This window comes from Streptomyces sp. NPDC002138, assembly GCF_040296485.1.
In the GTDB taxonomy this organism is placed as follows: Bacteria; Actinomycetota; Actinomycetes; order Streptomycetales; family Streptomycetaceae; genus Streptomyces.
The window spans coordinates 52,209-74,766 of sequence record NZ_JBEOXE010000011.1 but is presented as its reverse complement, the minus strand read 5'-3'; the positions used below and the strand labels follow the sequence as shown (position 1 = coordinate 74,766).

Genomic DNA, 22,558 nt, shown 5'->3' with positions numbered 1-22,558 from the left:
CCGGTCCGACCCGACGGTCCGGTCCGACGGACCGGTCCGGTCCGGGCCCGCCCCGCACCAGACGAGCACTGACAACGGCGCCGCCGAGCCCTCCCGGGCCCGGCGGCGCCGTTGTCAGTGGGCTGTGCCACGGTGGTTCTCATGACGGGGACAGCGATGGCGATCAGGATCGAGACCGAGCGCGGCGAGGCCTATGTGCGGCCCGTGCCCGGGGAGTTGGCGCGGCTGGCGGAGCGCATCGGCGCGGAGGGGGACCACTTCCTCATCGTCGAGCGGATCCCGAGCGACCCCGACGTCTACATACAGGTCTGGCACGAGGGGGAGGACGGCGGTCCCGAGGCCTACCAGTTGGAGTACCGGGACGGCTCCGCCGACCGGCACTTCCGCGCCCATCCGCGCACCGCCGCCGAGGTCGCCGCGGTGATGACGGGCTGGGCCCGCGAGGACGAGGGGTGGGAGCTGGGTGCGCGGTGGGAGCGGGTGTCCTTCCCCGCGGAGGAGCCGCCGCCGCCGCTCGACGCCGCCGTGCGCGAGCAGTTGGAGGAGCGGCTCCGGCTGTCGCTGCGCTGCGGCTATGCCGGGCGGGAGGAACTGGCCGAGCTGGCCGAGGACTACCTGGTGACCGGCAGGGGCGCGGACCAGGTCCGCCCGGTCTCCGCCGCGCAGGCCCAGGCCCTGGCGGTGCGGCTGTGGCGGGAGCGGCTCGCGGAGCAGGTGGACTGGGAGGGCGAGACCGATCCCGACCGGGTGTCCCGGGCGTTCGCGGCGCTGGAGGCCTCGGGGATCACGGCCCGGGAGAACTTCGCCTGCTGCCGTGGCTGCGGTCTGGCCGAGATCCGGGGGGACGGGGCCGAGGACGCGCGGGGGTTCGTGTTCTTCCACAGCCAGTGCACCGAGGGCGCGGCGCAGGGCGGGGACCTCTTCCTGCTGTACGGGGGCTTCGCTCCGGAGGGCGAGGAGAGCGGGAAGAGCGATGAGGGCGAGGAGGAGAGCGGCGAGCTCACCGTGGCCGTGGGCCGGGAGGTGACCGCCGCTCTGGACGCGGTGGGGCTGGAGTGGCGCTGGGAAGGATCCGCCCAGGATGCGATACGCGTGACCGGGCTGGACTGGCGGAAGCGGCTGACGCGCTGACTGTTTGTCCGGTATTGGGCGGGTGCTGTGCGGCCATGATCGCGGAATTTGAGATTCCGATCCAGCAAGTGAGACGGGACCTGCCCCGGGCCCGCGACATCTGCTTGAATGGCCGCATGGCCGGCTACCCGCACAACTCCTCGACAGGTCGCAGCGACCTCGAGCCGTTCTGGCCTTCCCGTCAGGATCACGACTTCGACCGGGTGTGTTGCCGCGCGAAGAACGCGCCGGCCCTCTAAAGCCTTCCGGAACCTCTGCACCAGACCTTCCCGAAGGCCTTCGGTCTGCGCGGTACGACGACGCACGTCTCCTGCCGACTCCCCGCGTGAAAGAGCTGACCACTCATGACGAGCACCCGTTCCTTCTCCACCGCTGCCTCCACCGCGACCGCGCACCGCCCCTACCCGCCCAGTACGGCTCCCGCCGCCCGCCACCGGCTGCGCGCCGTCGACCGGGACGAGGTCGCCCGCGTGGTGGACTTCCTGCCGCCCGGCGCGACCTGGCTGCCCGCGCCCCAGCACACCGTGCCGACGCTGCCGGGCCAGCCGCCGATGGTGGGCTACCTGGTGCTCGTACCGGCCGATCACCAGCAGCCGCAGCTCGCCCTCGCGCCCTCCCCCCTCGGCGCGCCTCCCTTCGGCACGGCTCCCTTCGCGCCGGCCTCCTACGGCCCGGGCGTCCCGGCCGCGGCTTCGGCGATCACCGGCGACGCGCTCGTCCGGATCGACTCCGAGCAGCGCACGGCGGAGGTCGACGGCGAGGTGCTGGACCTGACGTACCTGGAATTCGAGCTGCTGGCGCACCTGGTGGCGCATCCGCACCGGGTGCACAGCCGTGACCAGCTGGTCACCACCGTGTGGGGCTACGGCCATGTCGGCGACGGCCGGACCGTGGACGTCCACATCGCCCGGCTGCGCCGCAAGCTGGGCACGGCGCACCGCGGCGCCATCCAGACCGTGCGCCGGGTGGGCTACAAGTACGCCCCCTGAGCGCTCGTGCGCGGTCGGCGCAAGTGAACTGAGACTGGTACCGACGGTGGGCCCGTGCTTCGCGAGGGGAGGCACGGGTCCACCGTTCGTCGTGCGCCAGACGGCCAGGCCTCGGCCAGGCCTCGGCTAGGCCGGGTCAGCGGTGGCGGGCGCCTTCCGGCGGGCCAGGGCGCCGAGCACCATGTCCACCGCCAGGAACCCCAGCAGGCTGATCCCGAGCAGCGGCACGAACCAGCCGACCACGGCCGTGACGGCGGCCAGCGGCAGCAGCACCGTCACCGGCGCCTTCCGCCAGGCCCCGCGCGGCTGGGCACGGCCCACGGACAGCGCGCGGTCCTTGGTCGGCCGGCGCAGCCACCACATGCGGTAGCCCCAGAAGACCAGGAACATCAGCGCGAGGGCGAGCGCCGCGAGCGCGAGCTGGTTGACCAGGCCGAACAGCAGCCCCATGTGCCCGTCGATGCCGAACCGGGTCAGCTTGGCGAGCAACGGGTAGTCCGCGAACCGCAGTTCGTCCATCACCGCGCCGTTGGCGGGGTCGACGGAGACCGCGTCGAGGTGGACCGGGACCGTGCGGTCCCGCTCCTTGATGACGTACCCCTTGCCCTGGGCGGGCAGGGTCACCTGGAGCTGTTCGGTGACCCCGGCCGCGCGGGCGGCCTCGACGGCCTTGTCGATCCCGACGTCCGGGCCGACCGGCATGATCATCTGGCCGTTGGCGTCGATCTGGTGCTGGGCGTGCTCGTCACCGCCGTCGTCGGCGCCGCCCTTGAGCTTCGCGGACACGGACGGGGTGGCGCCGCCGAGCCGGTCCTGGAGCTGCCCGATGTTCTCACCGGCGTACTTCGACCAGGTCAGACCGGTCGCCGACAGGGCCACCAGACCCACCACGGCCCACAGGCCGACGGTGCCGTGCCACGACAGCGTCCGGCGTCGCCCGGTGGCCTTGCGGTCCGGACGGACGAGGTCCGCCCGACGCTTGCGCGCCCGGCCTGTCCACAGCGCCAGCCCGCCGAGCGCGACGACCCAGAGCCAGCTCGCGGCGAGCTCGCTGTAGTTGCGCCCGGTCTCGCCGAGCTGGAGGTTGGAGTGGAACTCGCTGAGCCAGGCCCGCAGCGGCAGCGCGTCCCCGGCCGTGGTCAGCCGGCCGCGCACCTCACCGGTGTAGGGGTCGACGAAGACGGTGAGCGTCTCGCCGTCCGCGAGCCCCGGGCTCTTCATGATGACCCGGGTGGTGGCGTCCGCCTCGGGTGCGGGCCAGACCGCGGTGACCTCGCCCCGGGGCGCGGCCTCCTTGGCGGCGCCGATCTGCTCGCTGAGCGGCAGTACGCGCTCGCCGACGTGGGCGACGGTCAGCTCGTCGGAGTAGACGACCTTCTCCGCCTGGAAGGAGAGGGCGTACATCAGCCCGGTCGCGGCGGCGACGAAGAGCAGCGGTGCTATCAGCAGCCCGGCGTAGAAGTGCATGCGCAGCACGAGCGGGCGCACGGCCGCCCAGGCGCCGCGCCGGCGGGTCCCGGGGGTGGGGCCGGGCTCGGCGGCCGGAGCAGTGGCGGTGGTGGCGGGTGCAGGGGCGGTGGTGGCGGGTGCAGGGACATGGCTGTCCCTGATTTCCTCAATGGACATGACGGTCCTAGGGGTTGGCGAAGACATGGGGAAACCGGCCCCAGGTCTCGCCGGATCGCCGGTCAGGCGCAGGCAGGACGGCCGGGGGCCGTGGCGCGGGTGAACGAAGGCCCGGGCGGTCCCCGCCTGACGGCGTCAAAGGCGTGGACGGCCCCGCGCAGCGCGCGCGGCGGCTCGGGAGTGCGGGGGCGCGCGAGGCGGGCGGGCGTGTGGGGGCGGTGCGCCCGTACGAGCCCCAGCGCCCGGCGCAGCGGCGCGGCCGCGACCACGGCGAGCGCCCCCAGGGCGCGGGCGAGCCGGAAGACGGCGGCCTCGCCCCAGGCGAGCCAGACCGCGCAGAACAGTGCGGCGAGCACGTGGGCGGCGATCATGCCGAGCCCGCCGTGCCCGGCCATGGCGTCCATGCCGGGCATCCCGGGCATCCCGGGCATGGACGCCATGCCTGACATGGCGTCCGCGCCGGCACCGTGATCCATGTCGGCCATGGAGGCCATCCCGGGCATCTCCGGCATGGACGGCATGGACGGCATGGACGGCATGGACGGCATGGACGGCATATCGGCCAGGGAGGTCATCCCGGCCATGTCCGCGTGCCCGTGGGCCTGCGCCGGAGTCGCCGTGGGGGTCCGGTGCGGCTCGCCCATCGCGGAGAAGAGGAGGTGGAGCACGCCCTGGACGGCGATCAGCGCGCCCCCGATGGCCACGCCCCCGCGGCGCCGCCCGGCGCCCAGCCAGGCGAGGGCGCCGGTCACCCCGAAAGCGGTCAGAAGCCCCGGAAGCGGGATGTCATGGCCAGACATGTACGAATGCCCCAGAGCAGCCAATGCCACACACACCGCCGCGAACATCGCGGCCCGCGTACGGCGCATCGGCGCGGGAGCAGGTGACATGGTCCGAACATGTTCCCACCCGGCCGGCGGGCGGGGAACGCCGGTACCGGCTGTGCGGGCCACGCACCCATGGCCGATCATGATCGGGTGAATCCACTACTGCTGGGGCCGGTCTACGCCGGCGGGGTGCAGCTCGGCGCGTACGCGCTGGAGCGCCTGGACGAGCGGGAGCGCGAGCGGGTGCTGCGGGGCTGCTCGACCAATGTCGACAATCTCGCCGCCGGGCGCTGGGAGACCCTGCTGAGCAGTGCCTTCGTCGTGGAGGAGCCGATGCCGCTCCCCTACGCGCTGCTGCTGCTCGCCGTCCTCGGGTACGCCGAGTACGCGTACGGGGTCTGGTGGACCGCTGGGGTGTTCCTGCTCGGGCACGCCGGGGCCACGCTGCTCGTTTACGGAACGCTGCGGGTGCGCCGGGCCGGGCCGCAGGCCCGGGGGGCGGTGGACGTGGGGACCAGCTACGGCTTCAACGCGGTCCTGGGGGCCCTCACCTCGGCGCTGCCGCGCGGGGCCGTGCGCGGCGTCGCCCGGGCGGGGCTGCTGGCGCTGGGCCTGCGGCCGGTGCTGCGGCGCGAGCGGACCTTCACGGACGCCGGGCACCTGGCGGCGCTGGGCATCGGGGTCGGGCTCTCGCTGGCCGACGATTACCTTTCACGCCCAAAACATCCGAAAATAGGCTAAGAATCCAGTCGCCCGTCCCACGTTGGAGTTGCCCACGATGTCCGTCACCCAGTCCACCACCGTCGCCAACCTCCGCGATCTCGGCGGCACCCGCACAGCCGGTGGCCGCACGGTGCGGCCCGGTCTGGTGCTGCGCTCCGGCCAGCTCGACCGGCTCGACCTCGCCGCGGATCCCGCGGTGGCGGCCCTGGGGCTGCGGACGGTCATCGACTTCCGCACCGACGCGGAGCGCGCCGACCACCCGGACGTGGTGCCGGAGGGGGTGCGGATGCTGGTGGGCGACGTACTGGCCGACAAGGTGAACTCGGGTCGCATGCCGGCCGCCGCGCAGCTCAAGGACCTGCTGTCCGACCCGGCGGTGGCGGAGAAGCACCTGGGCGGCGGCAAGGCGCAGGCCCTGTTCGCCGAGACCTACCGCTCCTTCGTCAGCTCCTCCTCGGGGCAGGCGGCGTACCGGATGCTGCTGACGGCGCTGGCGGACGAGGAGTCGGGGCCGCTGCTGTTCCACTGCACGGCGGGCAAGGACCGGACCGGGTGGGGGGCGACGGTGGTCCTCTCGCTGCTCGGGGCGGACGAGGAGACGCTGATGGCGGAGTACCTCTCGGTCAACCCGGCCGTGCGGGCCGCCTTCGCTCCGCTGATCGAGGGCTTCACCGCGGCGGGTGGCGACCCGGAGATCGCGCTGGCGCTGATCGGGGTCGTGCCGGAGTACCTGGCGGCGGCGTTGGATGAGGTGGCGGTGCGGTACGGGTCGATGGAGAAGTACGTCCGCGAAGGCCTGGGCGTCTCCGACGACACGGTCTCCGCCCTCCGCACCCGCCTCACCACCTGACCCGCCCCCCGCCCGGTGGCCCGCCTCAAACGCCGACGAGGCCGTAGCCACCCCCTGGGCTCCGCCCAGACCCGCGCCTCAAACGCCGGCGAGGCTGAGATGGCCCCGCCCAGGGGGTCGCCCCACACGTCGGCGGGGCCGGGATGGCTCCGCCCGAGGGGCCTCACACGCCGGCGAGGCTGGGATGGCCCCGCCCGAGGGGCCTCACACGCCGGCGAGGCTGAGATGGCCCCGCCCGAGGGGCCTCACACGCCGGCGAGGCTGGGGCGGCCCCGCCCGGGGGGCCTCAAACGCCGGCGAGGCTGAGATGGCCCCGCCCGAGGGGCCTCACACGTCGGCGGGGCTGGGATGGCCGGCCCCGGGCCGGGCCTGCGGGGCGGGTTGGGCCGGGTGGGCGGGTGACCATACGGGGATTCGCTCGTTCTGCTGAACGTGACTGCGCCGGACACCGCCACCCGCCCCCGCCCGCACCCCCTCGACGCCGGGGTCGACGTCGAGCGCGCCGAGGCCGCCATCGTCGAGCACTATCCACGGCTGGTGCGCCTCGCCTACCTCGTGCTGCCGCCCGCGCTCGGGCGCAACCGCCGGGTGCTGACCGCGCACGCACTGGTCCAGCGGGCTCTGCCGCGCGGCCGGGAGGCCTCCGGCGCGCAGGGCCTCGTACCGTTCCAGCGCGGCGGCCAGGACGCCGACGCGGGCACCGACGCCGGGTACGCCTACGTCCGGCTGCGGGTGCTGCGCGCCGCGCTGGAGGCCGGGCTGCCGCTGACCTTCCGGTCCCTGCCGCGCCGCGCGCAGCTGCCCCCCGCGCTGCCGCAGGTCTGGGGGCTGCGGCTGTTCCCGCGCTCCGGCGGCGCCGAGGAGCTGGCGCTGGACCAGTGGCTGGCCACCCTCGACGGCCCCGCCCGCGCCGCCTGTGCGCTGCGCGCGCTGGAGCGGCTGGACGGCTCGGAGGTGGTGCTGGTGCTGACCGAGGCCGGGGTGGTGGACCCGGAGGCCGCGCTCGCCGGTGCCGGGGGGCCGGAGAACGACGCCCTGTTCGCCTCCCCGGAGTTCGATCCTTGCGTGCTGCAGGCCCGCCCCACGGACCTGCTGCGCCGCCGCCGCTGGGTGCGGGGCTCCCTCGCCGCGGGCGCCGCGCTGCTGGTGTGCGGGGCGCTGCTCGGGCTGCCGGGCGGAGGCTGGGGTTCCGATGGCGCCGCCGCCCCCGCGTATGCCCGTAACGCGGCCGCCGAGCAGGCCCTGGACCCGGCGAAGGTGACCCGGGCGGGCGCCGCGGACTGGCGCAGCGCCGACCGCGCCGACTTCGCGGTCTGGCCCGCGCGGGGCGACCGCACGCAGGACACGGAGCTGCTGCGCCGCGCGCTGGCCGTGTGGGCCCGCCCCGGCGCGTCCGTGGTGGTCTCGGCGACCCCGGGCACCCCGTCGGGCCCGCCGATGGGCCCGCCGCAGCTGCTGTTCGCGGGCGCGGTGGACCAGGCGGTCGTGGTGCTGATGTACGACGGGCTGCGCGTGGTGCGGTACGCGGAGCCGCTGTCCGGCACCGCCGGTGCGGCCCTGGACTTCGCCCGGACCGACGGGGCGGCGGCGGAGTCGGCGACCGCGCTGGTGCTGAGCCGGGTCGACGGCAACGTCCGGTACCTGACGGCGCCCTGGGTGACGGGGGCGTCCGTACGGGACCTGCTCAAGCCCGCCGACGCGCCGACCCCGCTGCGGCTGACCCCGGAGGGGATGACCGCCCCGGTGGCGGGTCCGGCTCCGGGGGGTTCCTGTACCGCCTGGAACGCGCTGTCGCTGGAGACGGCCGCCGGGCCCCGGCTGGTGACGGACCTGGGTGAACTGACCCCGGCCCGGCTGACGTCGGGCGCCCCGGGCGCGGCGCGGGACGTGACGCAGGCGGCGGAGCTGAGCGAGTGGTCGCGGATCGCGTGCCTGCTCCCGGCGGTCCGCTCGCACGGGGTGCGTACGGTCAACTCGTGGGCGTACGCGCGCCAGCCGCTGCCCGAGAACAACGGTACGGCGGAGTGGCTGTGCACCCGGGCCGAGACCTGGCGGGGCGCGGCGGACCGGGTGCAGGCGCAGTTCCTGGCGCCGGGCGCGCCGGTGGCGGCGCAGGCGGCCAAGGCGGAGGGCTCCCCGGCGTGCGGGCCGCGGGAGCCGCGGGTGCTGGCGGGCGTGCTGTGGAAGTCGCAGGGCGGCCACTGGTACGTCCTGGCCGCGGGCACCGCGCAGTTCGCGTCCCTGTCGGTGTCGGGCGGGGCCACGGGGTCGGCGACCGGGAACCGGCTGGCGGTGAAGGCGCCGGAGGGGGCGCAGGTGGAGCTGTCCGGAAAGCTGACGGACGGCACGAAGGCGGGTGTCCTGCGGTAGCCCCGGCACGAGCGGCGCCGGTGGCCCGGCGCGCGCCGCGGTGGCAGCCCCGGCGCGCGCTGCGGTGGAATCGGTGCACCGGGGTGGTGCACGGGGGTGTTGCGCGGGCACTACCCATCAGTACATTGACGCCATGTCTAATACGCCGTCCGCACCTGCACCCGCACCCGTGGCGTCGGAGCACATACCGCTCAAGGCCCGGAACGTGTCCTTCTCCTGGGAGAACACCCCGCTCCACTGGCTGCCGGGCGACCCGTTCGCCGGGCACACCATGAACGTGCTGCACCTGCTGCTCCCGGCGGGCGAACGCTGGTTCGTACACGTGTACAAGCAGGTGCTCCCGTACATCACGGACGAGCGGCTGCGGGCGGACGTGATCGGCTTCATCGGCCAGGAGGCGATGCACGCGGCCGCCCACGACGACGTGCTCCCCCACCTCAAGCGGCTCGGCCTGGACCCCACCCCCTACACCGCGCAGGTGGACTGGCTCTTCGAGAAGCTGCTCGGGGACCGCACGCTGCCGCCGGGCCGGGCCCGCGAGTGGTGGCTCAAGGAGCGGGTGGCGACGATCGCGGCGATCGAGCACTACACCGCCTTCCTCGGCAACTGGATCCTCAACGCCGACGAGCTGGACCGGCGGGGCGCGGACCCGGTGATGCTGGACCTGCTGCGCTGGCACGGCGCGGAGGAGGTCGAGCACCGGGCGGTGGCCTTCGAGCTGTTCATGCACATCGACGGCGGCTACCGGCGCCGGGCCAGGACCTGGGCGACGGCCTTCACCGCACTGGTGTTCCTGTGGCAGCGCGGCGCCCGCTTCTTCATGGAGAACGACCCCGCCCTGCCGCGCGCCAAGGCCTCCTTCGGCCAGTTCTTCCGGGCCGGACAGCAGGGCGTCCTGCCCTCGACGGGCGCGATGCTGAAGTCGATCCCCTCCTATCTGTCCCGTACGTACCACCCCTCGCAGGAGGGTTCGACGGCCCAGGCCGCGGCATACCTGGCCTCCTCGCCGGGCGCGAACGGCGGTGCCCGGTGATGCGGCGCGCGGCCACGGTGACCGCCGCGGCCGGCGCCGCCTGGCTGGCCCGGCGGGCTCTGCGGCGCCGGATCGAGCGCTCGCCGCTGTGGCCGCTGCCGGCTCTGGAGCACCCGGTGTCCGGGTATTCGCCGCGCCGGAGCCTGCGCGCGGTGATCGTCTCGCGTACGGAGCCGGCCGAGGGGGTGCTCCAACTGGTCCTGGAATCGGCGGAGCTGCCCGCCTGGGCCCCGGGCGCGCACATCGACATCACGCTGCCGTCGGGGCTGGTGCGCTCGTACTCGCTGTGCGGGGACCCGGCGGTCCCCGGCCGCTACTCGATCGCGATCCGGCTGGTCGAGGACGGGCGCGGCGGTTCGCGCGAGGCGCACGCGCGGCTGGCGGAGGGCGCGGAGCTGGAACTGCGGCCGCCGCGCAACCGGTTCGCGCTGCTCCCGGCGCCGTCGTACGTCTTCGTCGCGGGCGGGATCGGGATCACGCCGATCCTGCCGATGCTGCGCGCGGCCGAGGCGGCGGGGGCCCGGTGGTCCCTGCTCTACGGCGGGCGGACGCGGGCGTCGATGCCGTTCCTGAAGGAACTGGCCGCGTACGGGGAGCGGGTCACGGTGGTCCCCGAGGACGAGGCGGGGCTGCCCGGCCTGACGCCGCTCTCCCACGCCCCGGCGGGCACCCTCGTCTACTGCTGCGGCCCCGAACCGCTGATGGCGGCGGTGACGGCGGTGGCCCCGCCCGGGGTGGAGGTCCGGCTGGAGCGGTTCGCCCCCGCGGGGGTGGCGGGCGGGGAGCCGTTCACGGTGACCCTGGGGCGCTCGGGCCGCACGATCGGGGTCCCGGCGGACAGTACGACGCTGGCGGCGGTCCGCCGGGAGCTGCCGGACACCCCGTACTCCTGTGAGCAGGGTTTCTGCGGCACCTGTCGGCACGGGGTACTGGCGGGCGAGGTGGACCACCGCGACGATCTGCTCACGGACGAGGAGCGCGAGACGTCGATGCTGCTGTGCGTGTCCCGGGCCCGGGGCGGGCACCTGACCCTGGACCTGTAGCGCCGCGCCCGCGCCTACCGCCAGTCGAGGAGGAGGTACTTGGCGGCGCAGAGCACGAGCGCCGTCAGCAGGACGCCGGGAACGCAGGCCACCCACGCCCCGACCGGGCGGCGGCGCGGATCGGCGAGCGCCGCGAACAGCAGGAGCAGCGCCGCGGGCAGGAAGAAGATCCCGCCCAGCGCGCAGCCCGCCACGGCCCACGCGACGAGGGCGGCGGTGAGGGCCAGGCAGGTGCCGACGAAGGCCTCGCGGCGGCCGCCGAGGAAGGCAGGCGCCACGACCGCAGCGGCCGTCACCAGGGTGGCCCAGGTGTAGGCCTGGCCCCACTCGGCCAGGCGCAGCACGCTCACGACGACGAGGAGCGCCTCCAGCGCGGCGGCGAGGGCCAACGCCCGCTGCAGCCAGTGGATCCGGTCGGTGGAGTGCCGCGGCCGGCGCAGGTGGCGGAACCTTCCGACGTACCAGAACCTCGTCACGGCCTCCGACATGCCGGTCATCGCCGCACCCCCCTGCCCCTGATTGTTGAACACGTTCAGTTGAACGCGTTCAACATAGCGGATGCCGCCAGGCGCGCACTACCCGTAGGGTGTTGGCATGACAACCGGGGTGCGACGCAGGATGGGTGTCGAGGAGCGGCGGCAGCAGCTGATCGGGGTGGCGCTCGACCTGTTCAGCCACCGGTCGCCCGACGACGTGTCCATCGACGAGATCGCGGCGGCCGCCGGGATATCGCGGCCGCTCGTCTACCACTACTTTCCGGGCAAGTTGAGCCTGTACGAGGCCGCGCTGCGGCGGGCCGCCGACGAGTTGGCCGCGCGCTTCACCGAGCCGCAGGAAGGGCCCCTGGGCGCCCGGCTGCTGCGGGTCATGGGCCGGTACTTCGCCTTCGTCGAGGAGCACGGGCCCGGCTTCTCCGCCCTGATGCGCGGCGGTCCCGCGGTCGGCTCCACCCGCACGAACGCGATGATCGACGAGGTCCGCCAGGCCGCGTACGAGCAGATCCTCAGCCACCTGCGCGTCCAGCGGCCGCCCGCGCGGCTGGAGCTGGTCGTGCGCTCGTGGGTCTCGCTCGCCGAGTCCACCGCGCTGATCTGGCTCGACGGCCGCCGGATCCCGCGCGCCGAGCTGGAGCTCCAGCTGGTGCACGATTTCGCGGCGCTGGCCGCCGTGAGCGCCGCCTACGACGAGGAGATGGCCGACCTTCTGATGCGGATCCTCGCGGACGAGCCCGCGGACGGTCCGTTCGGTCAACTGGTGTACCGGCTCGCGGCGTTCGTGCCCGCGCTGCCGGACCAGCAGGTGCCCCGCCCGCGGTGATAATGACCGCGTGATCATTGACGACGGGATCTTGTTCCGGCAGGCCGAGGAGAAGGACGCCGGCACGCTGGTGGCCCTGTACGACCAGGCCGCCGCGTGGATGCGGGCGCAGGGCATCGACCAGTGGAAGCCGGGCGAGAAGGACACCGCGCACTTCCGTGCCCGGATGCGCGACGGCGAGGTGTGGATCGGCGCCGACGCCGACGGGCGGGTGTGCGGGGCGTACGAACTGTGGTGGTCCGACGAGGAGGCCTGGGGCGTACAGCCGCCGGTCGCGGGGTACGTGCACCGGCTGATGGTGGAACGCGAAGCCGCGCCCGCCGGGGCCGGGCGGCGGCTGCTCGAACACGCGGAGCGGCGCATCGCCCGGGCCGGCTTGGAGCGGGCGCGGCTGGACTGCGTCTCCACCAACCCCCGGCTGCTCGCGTACTACCAGGACGCGGGCTACCGGGTGGTCGGGGAGTTCCCGTCCAAGCAGAGCGCGGACGGGCGGGTGTACGGGGTGATCCTGCTGGAGAAGCGGCTCGACCGCCTCACCGTGGTGTGATCCCCCGGAGGGCTCAGCGGGCTCCCTTCGCGGTGAAGACGGCCACCGTGCGCCCCGGCACCGTGAATTCGCCGGTCGTGGCCTCGTACGCCGAGGACTTGGCCACCGGGTCGGCGCCCGCGGCCTGGCGCGGGTGCAGGGCGTACGGCCGCCCCGCCAGGGAGGCGACGCGCTGGTGCTGCGCGGTGGGCGTGGCGTTGAAGACCACGACCAGGTCGCCGAGGGTCATGGTGATGACCCCGGGGGTCTCCGCCGGGCCCGCGAGCGGGAAGGCCAGCCGCGCCTGGACCGCGGCCGTGCTGGTCAGGGCGAAGGAGGGTTCCGTGGTGCGGATGCCCAGCAGGTCCCGGTAGGCGGCCGAGGCGCCGGTCATGTCGGTGCAGGACGGGCCGGGGGTGGTCAGCAGCGGAGTGGCGTACGGCCACTTCGCGCGGTTGTCGGCGGCGGGCGGCAGGCCCCGGCCGAAGCCGTTGCCGCTGCCGGTGGCGTCCGCGCAGGTCCAGTGGATGGCGTTGAACCAGTCGCCACTGTCGAAGGAGTTGCGGTCCAGGGACTTGGAGCGCAGCAGGTCCGTCCCGGCCTGGGAGAGGGACGGGCCCTGGGAGAGGGTGGCCGTCGCCATCGCCAGGACCTGCATCCGGGCCTGGTCCGCGGGGGAAGTGGCGGGCGGGAGCTTGTACTTGAGGGCGTCGTACAGCGATTCGTTGTCGTGGGCGTCCGCGTAGGCGAGGGCGTCGCCCGGCGCCGCCGCGTAACCGGCGCCCTGGCCGTTGTAGTCGAGCTGCGCGCCCGTGACCGTACGGCCCGTGGCGTCGGTGAAGGTGTAGCCCGCCAGGTTGCCGGTGAGCCCGACCTTGATCAGGTCCTGGGCGTGCCGGAGCCGGGCCAGCTGCTGCTCGGGCGTGCCGTTCGCGGTGGCCGTATTGGGGTCGGTGTACAGGCCGGAGGCGAAGCCCTGGACGCGCGGGTCCTCGTCGAAGGGGCCGCCGCCGCGGACCGCGTCGCGGGCCCGGTCGGAGAAGGTGGCGATGCCGGTGCCCGCCATGTTCTTCTGCGTGGCCTGGACGAAGCGGGCGTCGTCGGCGACCTCGCCGAAGTTCCAGCCCTCGCCGTAGAGGATGATCTTCTTTCCGTCGACCCCGTCCTTGGCGGGGGTCAGCCGGTCCAGGGCCGCGCGCACGGCCAGGATGTTCGCCTTGGGCTGGTGGCCCATCAGGTCGAAGCGGAAGCCGTCGACCTTGTACTCCTTGGCCCAGGTGACCACGGAGTCCACGACGAGGCGGCCCATCATGGCGTTCTCGGTGGCGGTGTTGGAGCAGCAGCTGCTGGTGGCGACGGAGCCGTCGGCGAGCAGGCGCTGGTAGTAGCCGGGCACCACGCGGTCCAGGACGGACAGGTCCGACTGGCCGGAGGCCGCGGTGTGGTTGTAGACGACGTCCATCACGGTGCGCAGGCCCGCGCCGTTGAGGGACTGGACCATGCGGCGGAACTCCACGGTGCGGGCGGTGCCGTTCGGGTCGCTGGCGTACGAGCCCTCCGGGACGGTGTAGTGCAGCGGGTCGTAGCCCCAGTTGTAGGCGTCCTTCGCGGCGGCGGCCGCGACGCAGGCCTGCTGCTCCGGGGAGTCGGGGGCGTAGACCTTGAGGTCGCAGGCGGGGGTGGTGCGGTCGGCGGGGTTCTCCGGGATGGTGGCGATGTCGAAGGCCGGCAGGAGGTGGACGTAGGAGGTGCCGGCGGCGGCGAGGGAGCGCAGGTGCTTCATGCCGGCCGAGTCGGTGTCCGTGAAGGCCAGGTACTGGCCGGGGTGCTTGCTCGTGGGGTCGGCGACGGAGAAGTCCCGGATGTGGAGTTCCTGGATCTGGGCCGAGGTGAAGGGGACGGCGGCGGGCTTGCGCAGGTCGCGCCAGCCGGGCGGCTGGAGCGCGGCCGCGGCCAGGTCGGTGACCAGGCTGTACGTCGAGTCGGTGGTCAGGCCGGTGGAGTAGGGGTCGGTGACCAGGTTGCGGACGACCCGCTGGACGCTGGGGGCCCAGACGGTCACCGCGTAGCGGTAGCGCTTGCCGGTCCAGGAGCGGTCGCCGTCGGCCGACCAGACGCCGGTGGCGTCGTCGCGGTGCAGGGGGACGGTGCGGGCGCCGCCGTCGAGTTCGAGGGCGACCTGCTGGGCGGTGGGGGCCCAGAGCGCGAGCTTCGGGCCGCGGGCGGAGAAGGTGGGGCCGAGCGGGGTCGTGTTCGCGTACAGGTCGTCGAGGACGCCCGCCAGCTGGACCCCGGTGGCGGCGAGGACGGCGCCGTTCGCGCTCCGGGCGCTCGCGACGAGCTGCCCGCGCAGCGCCTCGCGGACCCGGTCGCGGTCGCGCGGGTCGACGGTGAAGGCGGTGTACGCCGCCAGGTGCGGGAACTTCTGCTTCTGTACGGCGCTCAGGGCGCCCGGGGTCAGCCGCAGCCAGGCGGCCCGCTCGGCGCCGGTGAGGACGCCCCCCTCGGCCTTGACGGTGCCCTCGCGGGAGGCCAGGAGCTGGACGGACGCGGCGGCGGGCGGCGCGTTCCAGGCGAGGGTGTCGCGGTCGATCCACACGGCCTCGGCCTTGGTGAGGTCCAGGGCTGCGGCGGATCCTGCGGGCTGCGGCAGCAGGTACTTCTGCTGCCCGGCGAGCAGCCAGGCCTCGTGGCCGGTGGCCTTGAGGTCGAGGGACTGGTCGGTGGGGAGGTCCTTCTCGTCGCCCTTGTGCAGGATGTAGCTCAGCGAGGTGGCGCCCGGGGCGAGCGGGACCTCGTAGACGGCGCCGTAGGAGTCGGTGCGGGTGGGGAGCAGGGGCTTGGACCAGTCGGTGGGGGTGGCGGCGCCGGTCCACACGTGCAGGCCCCAGCCGTCGTAGGCGCCGTCGGCGCGCTTCAGGTGGAGGACGGCCTTGGACTGGTCCTGCGGCGGCTGGGCGGGGCGGTCGGTGCGGGCGGGCTCCTTGCCCTGCTCCAGCCAGATCTCGCCGGTCTTCGTCACGTCGATGGTGCGGTCGGCGGCGACGTCCTTCGACCCGTCCTTGTCGATGACCAGGTAACCGACGCTGCTCGCACCGGGCTTGAGCTTGACGTACGCGAAGGCGCCGTACGCGTCGCGGCCGGTGAAGTCGTGCCCGGCGGGCCAGGTGGTGGCTTCACCCTCGGCCAGGTCGCCCCAGGCGTAGAGGCGCCAGTTCGTGTAGTCGCCGTCGGGGCGGTGGTAGTGGACCACCGCGTAGTCGCGCTGGGTGGCGGTGGGGACCTCGGGGGCCGGGGCCTGCCCGGCGACGGAGGCGGCGAGGGCGCTCGCGGTTCGGCCGGAGGCGTCGACGACGACGGCCTTGTAGCGCAGCGGGGTGCCCGCGGGGGCGGTGACCTGCTGGGTGACCTTGTAGGGGGCGTGGTCGGCGGTGCCGAGGACCTGCCACTTCTCGTCACCGCTCTGGGTGGCGAAGACGACGCGGTTGAGGCCGCCGCCGCTGACGTCCGCCGACAGCTCGACGGTGCCGGTGGCACCGGGGGCGGGCGGGGTGAGGGTCACGGCGGGCCGGGTGGCGGGGGCGGGGAGCGGGCTGGTGCCCATGAGGACCACGCTGCCGAGGGCGGGGGCGGTGACGGAGAGCTTGCCCGCGGAGGAGGCCCAGACGGTGGTGGTGGACCCGCCGCCGTAGAGGACGCGGTAGGCGGCGCCCGCCGGAGCGTCGAGTTCCACGGTGCGCGGGGCGGTGCCGTTGTTGGCGGCGACCAGGTACTCGGTGCGGGTGCGGGGGTCCGTACGCGCGAAGGCGTAGACGGAGCCGTCGGCGAGGCGCTCGCTCTGGACGCCGTCGCGCAGGGCGGGGTGGGCCTTGGTCAGCTGCGAGAGGGCGCTGATCTGCCGGTAGAGCGGGTGTCCCGGGTCGTAGGCGTCGCTCGCGTGGGTGCGCGCCGTGCCGAGCTGGTCGTCATCGAGGTAGTCGGGCGTCTTGGAGGCGAAGAGGGACTGGCGGGCGTCCTTGTCGCCGCCCGCGCCGGTGAACCCCTGCTCGTCGCCGTAGTAGATCACCGGGTTGCCGCGGGAGAAGAACAGCAGCTCGTTCGCCAGGCGGTAGCGGTCGAGCAGTTCCTGCTCCCCCGCGCCGGGCCGGTCCTGCTTCAGGAAGGAGCCGAAGCGCCCCATGTCGTGGTTGCCGAGGAAGGTCACCTGCTCGTAGGCGTTGGCCTTGTCGCTGGTGTACCGGTAGTCGGCGCCGAGGACGGAGGCGAGCCGCCCGGCTCCGGCGCCCTGGGCGGCGTACGCGCGGATCGCGTCCTGGAGCGGGAAGTCGAGGGTGGCGTCCAGCCGGCCCCGGGTGACGTACGGGGAGTTGACGGCCGGGTCCGCGGAGTACACCTCGCCGAACATGAAGAACTTCGAGCGCCCGTGCGCGGCGGCGTACGCGTCGAGGGCGGTGGCCCACTGCGTCCAGAACGGCAGGTCGACGTGTTTGACGGTGTCGATCCGGAAGCCGTCGATCTCGAAGTCGCGCACCCACTTCTCGTAGATCTTCTCCATCCCGCCGACCACCTCGGGACGCTCGGTCCACAGGTCGTCGAGGCCGGAGAAGTCGCCCTGCTCGGCGGACTCGCCCGCGAAGGTGGAGTCACCGCGGTTGTGGTACATCGCGGGGTCGTTCAGCCAGGCCGGGACCTTGGCGGCGCGCCGGTCCGCGGGCACGAGCGGAGTGCGCGGGAAGGAGGCCGCCCGGACCTTCGGGAAGCCCTTCTTCCCCGCCGCGTAGTCGGAGTCGTCGAAGGGCACCCCGTCCTTGGTGAGGTAGGGGAAGGCGCCCTTCGAGAGGTAGGAGGAGGACTTCTCCTGGTAGTTGATGACATCGGCGGTGTGGTTGGTGATGACGTCGAAGAAGACCTTCATCCCCTTCCCGTGGGCCTTGTCGATCAGCCGCTCCAGGTCGGCGTTGGTCCCGAAGTGCGGGTCGACCTGGGTGAAGTCGGTGATCCAGTAACCGTGGTAGCCGGCCGACTGGTTCGCCCCCTCGCCCTGTACCGGCTGGTTCTTGAAGACGGGGGCCATCCAGATGGCGGTGGTGCCCAGCCCCTTGATGTAGTCGAGCCGGTCGGTCAGCCCCTTGAGGTCACCGCCCTGGTAGAAGCCCTTGTCCGTCGGGTCCAGACCGGTCTGCGAGCGGCTGCCGGTCAGGCCGCCGCGGTCGTTGCGCGGGTCGCCGTTCGCGAACCGGTCCGGGAGGACGAAGTAGAACTGCTCCCGGGTCAGGTCGTGCCGGGTGGGCCGCGCCGCCAGTTGCGCGTCCGAGGGCGGGGCGGGAGCCTTGACGGCGGCCGCCGCGGGCAGGGCGGGCAGGAAGGCCACGGCCAGGGCGGCGGCGGCGATTCCTGCGGCTGGGCGTATCAAGGCGGGGTCTCCTCGGGTACGGGGTGAGGGCCGCCCGGCGGTGGCGGGGATGAAGGCGCCGGGCGGCCCCGGATCGGGGGGGCGGACGACCGGGTCAGCCGCGCCAGGTGTCGTTCAGCGTGACCTTGCCGCTCGCGGGGACGGTGGCCGTGCGGTTGGCGCCGCTCTCCCAGGTGACGTTGCCGGCGGCGTCCTTGCGGACGTACTTGTAGGCGAAGGAGGTCCCCGCGGGCAGGGTGACGTCGAGCTTCCAGACCGGGTAGGCGGCCGGGTCGAGCTTGAGCGCGGAGGCCGCGTTCCAGTTCCCGAGGGCGGCCTGGTCCCCGGTGACGTAGATGTTCTGGCCGGGCACGGTGGTGGCGTTGACGGCGAAGGAGGCCCCGGCCGCGGCGGGCGGCGGGGTGCTGCCGCCGGAGCAGGTGCGGGCGCCCACGTGCAGGGCGACGGCGGTGTCCGCGCCGAGGGTCGCCGTGAACTGGCCGGAGCCGTTCACCGTGACGTTTCTGCCGCTCTGTACGTCGCAGTAGTCGCCCGCCGGGAGCGAGGTCTGGAAGGTCCGCGTCAGCGCCGACGCCTCGTGGTTGATGGCCACGTACGCCTTCGCGCCGCGCCCGAAGGCGATCTGGTCCGCGCCGTTGTCCCACCAGTTGGTGACGGACTGGCCGCGCGCCGCGTTGTGGAAGCCCACCATCGAGGAGATCTCGCGCCAGGCGTGCTGGCAGGTCCACCCGTCGGAGTAACAGGAGTTCACGGCGCCGCCGTTGGGCGGCCCGGCGTCGCGGTCGGTGAACGCGTAGCCCGAGTGCACGTCCGGGGTGCCGTAGGGCCACGCCAGCATGAAGACGTTGGCGAGCGTGTAGGTGGCGCCCGACGTGTAGTTGAGGGTGTCACCGCCGCGCTCGGTGTCGTGGTTGTCGACGAACACGGCGGCCTGGCCGCTCGGCATGTACCCCCAGGCCTCGCCGAAGTTCTTCAGGTAGGCGAGGTTCTCGCTCTGGAAGATCCGCTTGAGGTCACGGCCGTAGCGGAACTCCTGCACGTCGCCGTTGCCGAGGTACTCGCTCGGCGAGACGGCCTCGCCCGCGCCGTAGATCGCCTCCTGCTTCCAGTAGGCGTTCGGGCTGGTGAGCCGGGACTTGATGTTGGCGAGGTCGGCGGCCGGCATGTGCTTGGCGGCGTCGATCCGGAAGCCGTCGACCCCGAGGGAGAGCAGGTCGTTCAGGTATCCGGCGATGCGGCCCCGTACGTAGTCCTCGCCCGTGTCGAGGTCCGCGAGCTGCACCAGCTCGCAGTTCTGGACGTTGGCCCGGTCCTGGTAGTTGGAGATGGTGGCGCGGCAGTCGTCCATGTCGGCGCCGGAGTAGAGCCCGGGGTAGTTGTACTTCGTGTACGAACTGCCGCCCGTGCCGGTGCCGTCGGCGGAGGCCATGTGGTTGATGACGGAGTCGGCGACGACCTTCACGCCGGCGGTGTGGCAGGTGTCGACCATCGCCTTGAAGGCGGCGCGGTCGCCGAGCCGGCCGGCGATCTTGTAGCTGACGGGCTGGTACGAGGTCCACCACTGGGGGCCCTGGATGTGCTCCTGGGGAGGCGAGACCTGGACGTAGCCGTAACCGGCGGGGCCGAGGGTGTCGGTGCAGGCCTTGGCGACGGAGCCGAAGTTCCACTCGAACAGGACGGCGGTGACGTCCCGCTCGGAGGGCGGCGCGGCGGATGCCTGCGGCGCCTGGGTGGTGAGGGTGGCGGCCGTGAGGGCGGCGGTGATCGCGACCACGGCTCTGTGGGTGCGGGGGCGGGGCATGGGGGGCCTCCTGGCGCAGAGGGCGGGGATGTGGGGAGGTGGGGATTGGTCGCGACCGTAGGGGGCGCCCCGGAGTGTTGCAAGACTTTGCGCAAGAGATTGCAGAATTGTTTCGTGCGGCGGTGGGGGCGGGCACCCGCGGCCCTGCCCGGGCCAACCCGGCCCAGCCGAGGCACATCCAGCCCGCCCGGCATTTGAGGGCCCGCCGGAGGCACGGGGCTCCCCCCGGACCCCGCGCCTCAAACGCCGGCGGGGCTGGGTTTGCCACGTACGCCACCGGGGTCAGAGGCGCGGCGCCTGGGTCGTCGAGCCGCGGACGACCAGTTCCGGTTGGAAGACGAACTCCGTGCGCTGGACCGGGGTGCCGCCCACCGCCTCCAGCAGGGCCCCCACCGCCGCCGTAGCCATGGCCCGCACCGGCTGCCGGACCGTGGTCAGCGGCGGATCGGTGAAGGCGATCAGCGGGGAGTCGTCGAAGCCGACCACCGAGACGTCCTCCGGCACCCGCAGCCCCCGCTCACGGACCGCCCGGATGACACCCAGCGCCATCGGATCGCTGCCGCACACGATGCCCGTGCACCCCCGGTCCACCAGTGCGCCCCCGGCCGCGTGCCCGCCCTCCACCGTGAACAGGGTGCGCTGGATCAGCCCCTCCGCCTCGGCCGACGGCACCGCGGCCAGGAAGCCCTGCTCCTTGCGGGCCGAGGGGACGTAGCGGGTCGGCCCGATGGCCAGCCCGATCCGCCGGTGCCCGAGGTCCTCCAGGTGCCGCACCGCCATGTCCGCCGCCGCCCGGTCGTCGGGGGAGATGAAGGGGGCGTGCACCCGCTCGTTGAAGCCGTTGATCAGGACGAACGGCACCCCCCGCGCCGCGAGCCGCCGGTAGCGCGAGGGATCCGCCGAGGTGTCGGCGTGGAGCCCGGACAGGAAGACGATCCCCGTCACCCCGCGCTCCTCCAGCTGCTCCACCAGCTCGTCCTCGGTGGCCCCGCCGGGCGTCTGCGTGCACAGCACCGGGGTGTACCCGTGCCCCGCCAGCGCCTGCTCGATGACCTGCGCGAACGCCGGGAAGATCGGGTTGGTCAGCTCGGGGATGAGCAGCCCGACGAGCCCGTTGCTGCGCCGCCGCAGCCGTACGGGCCGTTCGTAGCCGAGCAGGTCGAGCGCGGCCAGCACCTTGTGCCGGGTGCCGGCCGCGACGCCCGCCTTGCCGTTGAGCACCCGGCTGACGGTCGCCTCGCTGACCTGGGCCTGCGCGGCGATGTCCGTCAGCCGTAGGGGGGAGGTCACCCCTGCCACCACACCGCCGTGTCGGCCGGGAGCAGGTCCGGGTCGGCCAGCGGGCCGCTGGCCAGCAGCACGGTTCCGGGCGCGGGGGTACGTACCGCCGCGCTCCCCGTGTTCACCGTGCAGACGAACTCCCCGCGCCGGAACGCCAGCACCCCGGCCGGGGCCTCCAGCCACTCCACGGCGTCCCCCGCCCCCAGCTCGGCGCGCTCGCGCCGGATCCGCAGCGCGGCGCGGTACAGCTCCAGGGTGGACTGCGGGTCGCCGCTCTGGGCGGCCACGCTCAGCCCCGCCCACTCGGCGGGCTGCGGCAGCCAGCTCCCGCCGGACCCGAAGCCGTACGGAGCCTCCTCGCCCGACCACGGGATCGGCACCCGGCAGCCGTCGCGCAGCCCGTCCTGGCCGGAGCCGCGCGTGAACGCCGGGTCCTGACGCGCCTCGGCCGGAAGGTCGACCACCTCGGGCAGACCCAGCTCCTCGCCCTGGTACACGTACGCCGAACCGGGCAGCGCCAGCATCAGCAGCGCCGCCGCCCGCGCCCGCGCCAGGCCCTGCGCGCCGCCGCCGTAGCGCGTCACGTGCCGCACCACGTCGTGGTTGGACAGGACCCAGGTCGTCGGAGCGCCGACGGGCCGCATCGCGTCGAGTGATTCGTCGATGGTCGCGCGCAGCGCCGCCGCGTCCCACCCGGTGTTCAGGTACTGGAAGTTGAAGGCCTGGTGCAGCTCGTCGGGCCGCAGGTAGAGCGCGGTGCGGTCCGCGCTCGGGGTCCACGCCTCGGCGACCCCGATGCGGTCGCCCGCGTACTCCTCCAGCACGGTCCGCCAGGAGCGGTAGATCTCGTGGACGCCGTCCTGGTCGAAGAAGGGCAGCACCTGGTTGCCCAGCAGCTTGAGCTGTTCGTCGCGGCCGAGGTCGGGCAGGCCGGGGGCCTTGACGAGGCCGTGGGCGACGTCGATGCGGAAGCCGTCGGCGCCGAGGTCCAGCCAGAACCGCAGGATGGAGCGGAACTCGTCCTGGACGGCGGGGTGTTCCCAGTTGAAGTCGGGCTGCTCGGGCGCGAAGAGGTGCAGGTACCACTCCCCGTCCGCGACCCGGGTCCAGGCCGGCCCGCCGAAGATCGACTCCCAGTCGTTCGGCGGCAGTTCACCGGCCGCCCCGCGCCCGGGCCGGAAGTGGAAGCGCTCGCGCAGCGGGGTCCCCGGGCCTTCCCGGAGTGCTTGCTTGAACCATTCGTGCTGGTCGGAGCAGTGGTTGGGGACGAGGTCCACGATGATCCGCAGGTCCAGCGCGTGCGCTTCGCGGATCACGGCGTCGGCGTCGTGCAGGGTGCCGAACATCGGGTCGATGGCCCGGTAGTCGGCGACGTCGTAGCCCGCGTCGGCCTGCGGGGAGGCGTAGAACGGGCTGAGCCAGACGGCGTCGACGCCCAGTTCCTTGAGGTAGGGCAGCCGGGTGCGGATCCCTTCGAGGTCCCCCATCCCGTCCCCGTTGCTGTCGGCGAAACTGCGCGGATAGACCTGGTAGATCACCGCTTCCCGCCACCAGCCGGGCTGGGTGCCGGTCGGGGTGGGAAGAGCGTCGGCGAGGTGCTGGGTCATGTCGTCCTTGGAGAGATCGGG

The 22,558-nt window shown here is 73.7% G+C and carries 16 protein-coding genes; 9 read left to right on the top strand and 7 right to left on the bottom strand.

What is annotated here, in order from left to right:
* The first annotated feature begins 141 nt into the window (after nucleotides 1-141).
* Together ABT084_RS09920 and ABT084_RS09915 are read left to right on the top strand one after the other, a co-directional pair.
* Nucleotides 142-1,131 (top strand): DUF6891 domain-containing protein, encoded by a 990-nt coding sequence (locus ABT084_RS09920; protein WP_351040302.1) that lies wholly within the window; start codon nucleotides 142-144, stop codon nucleotides 1,129-1,131.
* A 344-nt stretch (nucleotides 1,132-1,475) separates the two neighbouring features.
* On the top strand, nucleotides 1,476-2,120 hold the full coding sequence (locus ABT084_RS09915; protein WP_351040299.1) for a winged helix-turn-helix domain-containing protein: 645 nt from the start codon (nucleotides 1,476-1,478) through the stop codon (nucleotides 2,118-2,120).
* A 126-nt stretch (nucleotides 2,121-2,246) separates the two neighbouring features.
* On the opposite strand, the gene ABT084_RS09910 is transcribed toward ABT084_RS09915, so the two are convergent.
* Nucleotides 2,247-3,746, bottom strand: a complete 1,500-nt coding sequence (locus ABT084_RS09910) for a PepSY-associated TM helix domain-containing protein (RefSeq protein ID WP_351040296.1) — start codon at nucleotides 3,744-3,746, stop codon at nucleotides 2,247-2,249.
* A 62-nt stretch (nucleotides 3,747-3,808) separates the two neighbouring features.
* Nucleotides 3,809-4,546 (bottom strand): hypothetical protein, encoded by a 738-nt coding sequence (locus ABT084_RS09905; protein WP_351040294.1) that lies wholly within the window; start codon nucleotides 4,544-4,546, stop codon nucleotides 3,809-3,811.
* A 177-nt stretch (nucleotides 4,547-4,723) separates the two neighbouring features.
* On the opposite strand from ABT084_RS09905, the gene ABT084_RS09900 reads away from it, so the two are divergent.
* From ABT084_RS09900 to ABT084_RS09880, 5 genes are all read left to right on the top strand, one after another.
* The gene (locus tag ABT084_RS09900; RefSeq protein ID WP_351040291.1) at nucleotides 4,724-5,314 is read left to right on the top strand and encodes a rhomboid-like protein; all 591 of its coding nucleotides are present in this window, start codon (nucleotides 4,724-4,726) and stop codon (nucleotides 5,312-5,314) included.
* A 37-nt stretch (nucleotides 5,315-5,351) separates the two neighbouring features.
* A complete protein-coding gene (locus ABT084_RS09895) occupies nucleotides 5,352-6,146 on the top strand; it encodes a tyrosine-protein phosphatase (protein ID WP_351040288.1) in 795 nt (264 codons plus the stop codon).
* A gap of 432 nt (nucleotides 6,147-6,578) precedes the next feature.
* Nucleotides 6,579-8,516: a hypothetical protein gene (locus ABT084_RS09890; protein WP_351040285.1), complete on the top strand. Its 1,938-nt coding sequence runs from the start codon at nucleotides 6,579-6,581 to the stop codon at nucleotides 8,514-8,516.
* A gap of 133 nt (nucleotides 8,517-8,649) precedes the next feature.
* Complete coding sequence (locus ABT084_RS09885; protein WP_351040282.1) at nucleotides 8,650-9,549, top strand: metal-dependent hydrolase; 900 nt, start codon at nucleotides 8,650-8,652, stop codon at nucleotides 9,547-9,549.
* Nucleotides 9,549-10,592 carry a PDR/VanB family oxidoreductase gene (locus ABT084_RS09880; RefSeq protein WP_351040279.1) on the top strand — a complete coding sequence of 348 codons (1,044 nt, stop codon included), beginning with the start codon at nucleotides 9,549-9,551 and terminating at the stop codon, nucleotides 10,590-10,592. The genes ABT084_RS09885 and ABT084_RS09880 overlap by 1 nt, the downstream gene beginning before the upstream one ends.
* Before the next feature lie 14 nt (nucleotides 10,593-10,606).
* On the opposite strand, the gene ABT084_RS09875 is transcribed toward ABT084_RS09880, so the two are convergent.
* Complete coding sequence (locus ABT084_RS09875; RefSeq protein WP_351040276.1) at nucleotides 10,607-11,089, bottom strand: hypothetical protein; 483 nt, start codon at nucleotides 11,087-11,089, stop codon at nucleotides 10,607-10,609.
* Nucleotides 11,090-11,186: 97 nt separating this feature from the next.
* On the opposite strand from ABT084_RS09875, the gene ABT084_RS09870 reads away from it, so the two are divergent.
* Together ABT084_RS09870 and ABT084_RS09865 are read left to right on the top strand one after the other, a co-directional pair.
* Nucleotides 11,187-11,909 carry a TetR/AcrR family transcriptional regulator gene (locus ABT084_RS09870; protein WP_351040274.1) on the top strand — a complete coding sequence of 241 codons (723 nt, stop codon included), beginning with the start codon at nucleotides 11,187-11,189 and terminating at the stop codon, nucleotides 11,907-11,909.
* Between the two features lie 10 nt (nucleotides 11,910-11,919).
* Nucleotides 11,920-12,456: a GNAT family N-acetyltransferase gene (locus tag ABT084_RS09865; RefSeq protein ID WP_351040271.1), complete on the top strand. Its 537-nt coding sequence runs from the start codon at nucleotides 11,920-11,922 to the stop codon at nucleotides 12,454-12,456.
* Nucleotides 12,457-12,469: 13 nt separating this feature from the next.
* Here the strand turns inward: ABT084_RS09865 and pulA are convergent, their stop codons facing one another.
* From pulA to ABT084_RS09845, 4 genes are all read right to left on the bottom strand, one after another.
* The gene (gene pulA, locus ABT084_RS09860) at nucleotides 12,470-17,848 is read right to left on the bottom strand and encodes a pullulanase-type alpha-1,6-glucosidase (RefSeq protein WP_351040269.1); all 5,379 of its coding nucleotides are present in this window, start codon (nucleotides 17,846-17,848) and stop codon (nucleotides 12,470-12,472) included.
* A gap of 94 nt (nucleotides 17,849-17,942) precedes the next feature.
* Nucleotides 17,943-19,649, bottom strand: a complete 1,707-nt coding sequence (locus ABT084_RS09855) for a carbohydrate-binding module family 20 domain-containing protein (RefSeq protein WP_351040266.1) — start codon at nucleotides 19,647-19,649, stop codon at nucleotides 17,943-17,945.
* A 282-nt stretch (nucleotides 19,650-19,931) separates the two neighbouring features.
* A complete protein-coding gene (locus ABT084_RS09850) occupies nucleotides 19,932-20,948 on the bottom strand; it encodes a LacI family DNA-binding transcriptional regulator (protein ID WP_351040263.1) in 1,017 nt (338 codons plus the stop codon).
* Complete coding sequence (locus ABT084_RS09845) at nucleotides 20,936-22,537, bottom strand: glycoside hydrolase family 13 protein (protein WP_351040260.1); 1,602 nt, start codon at nucleotides 22,535-22,537, stop codon at nucleotides 20,936-20,938. The genes ABT084_RS09850 and ABT084_RS09845 overlap by 13 nt, the downstream gene beginning before the upstream one ends.
* Nucleotides 22,538-22,558: the final 21 nt, after the last annotated feature.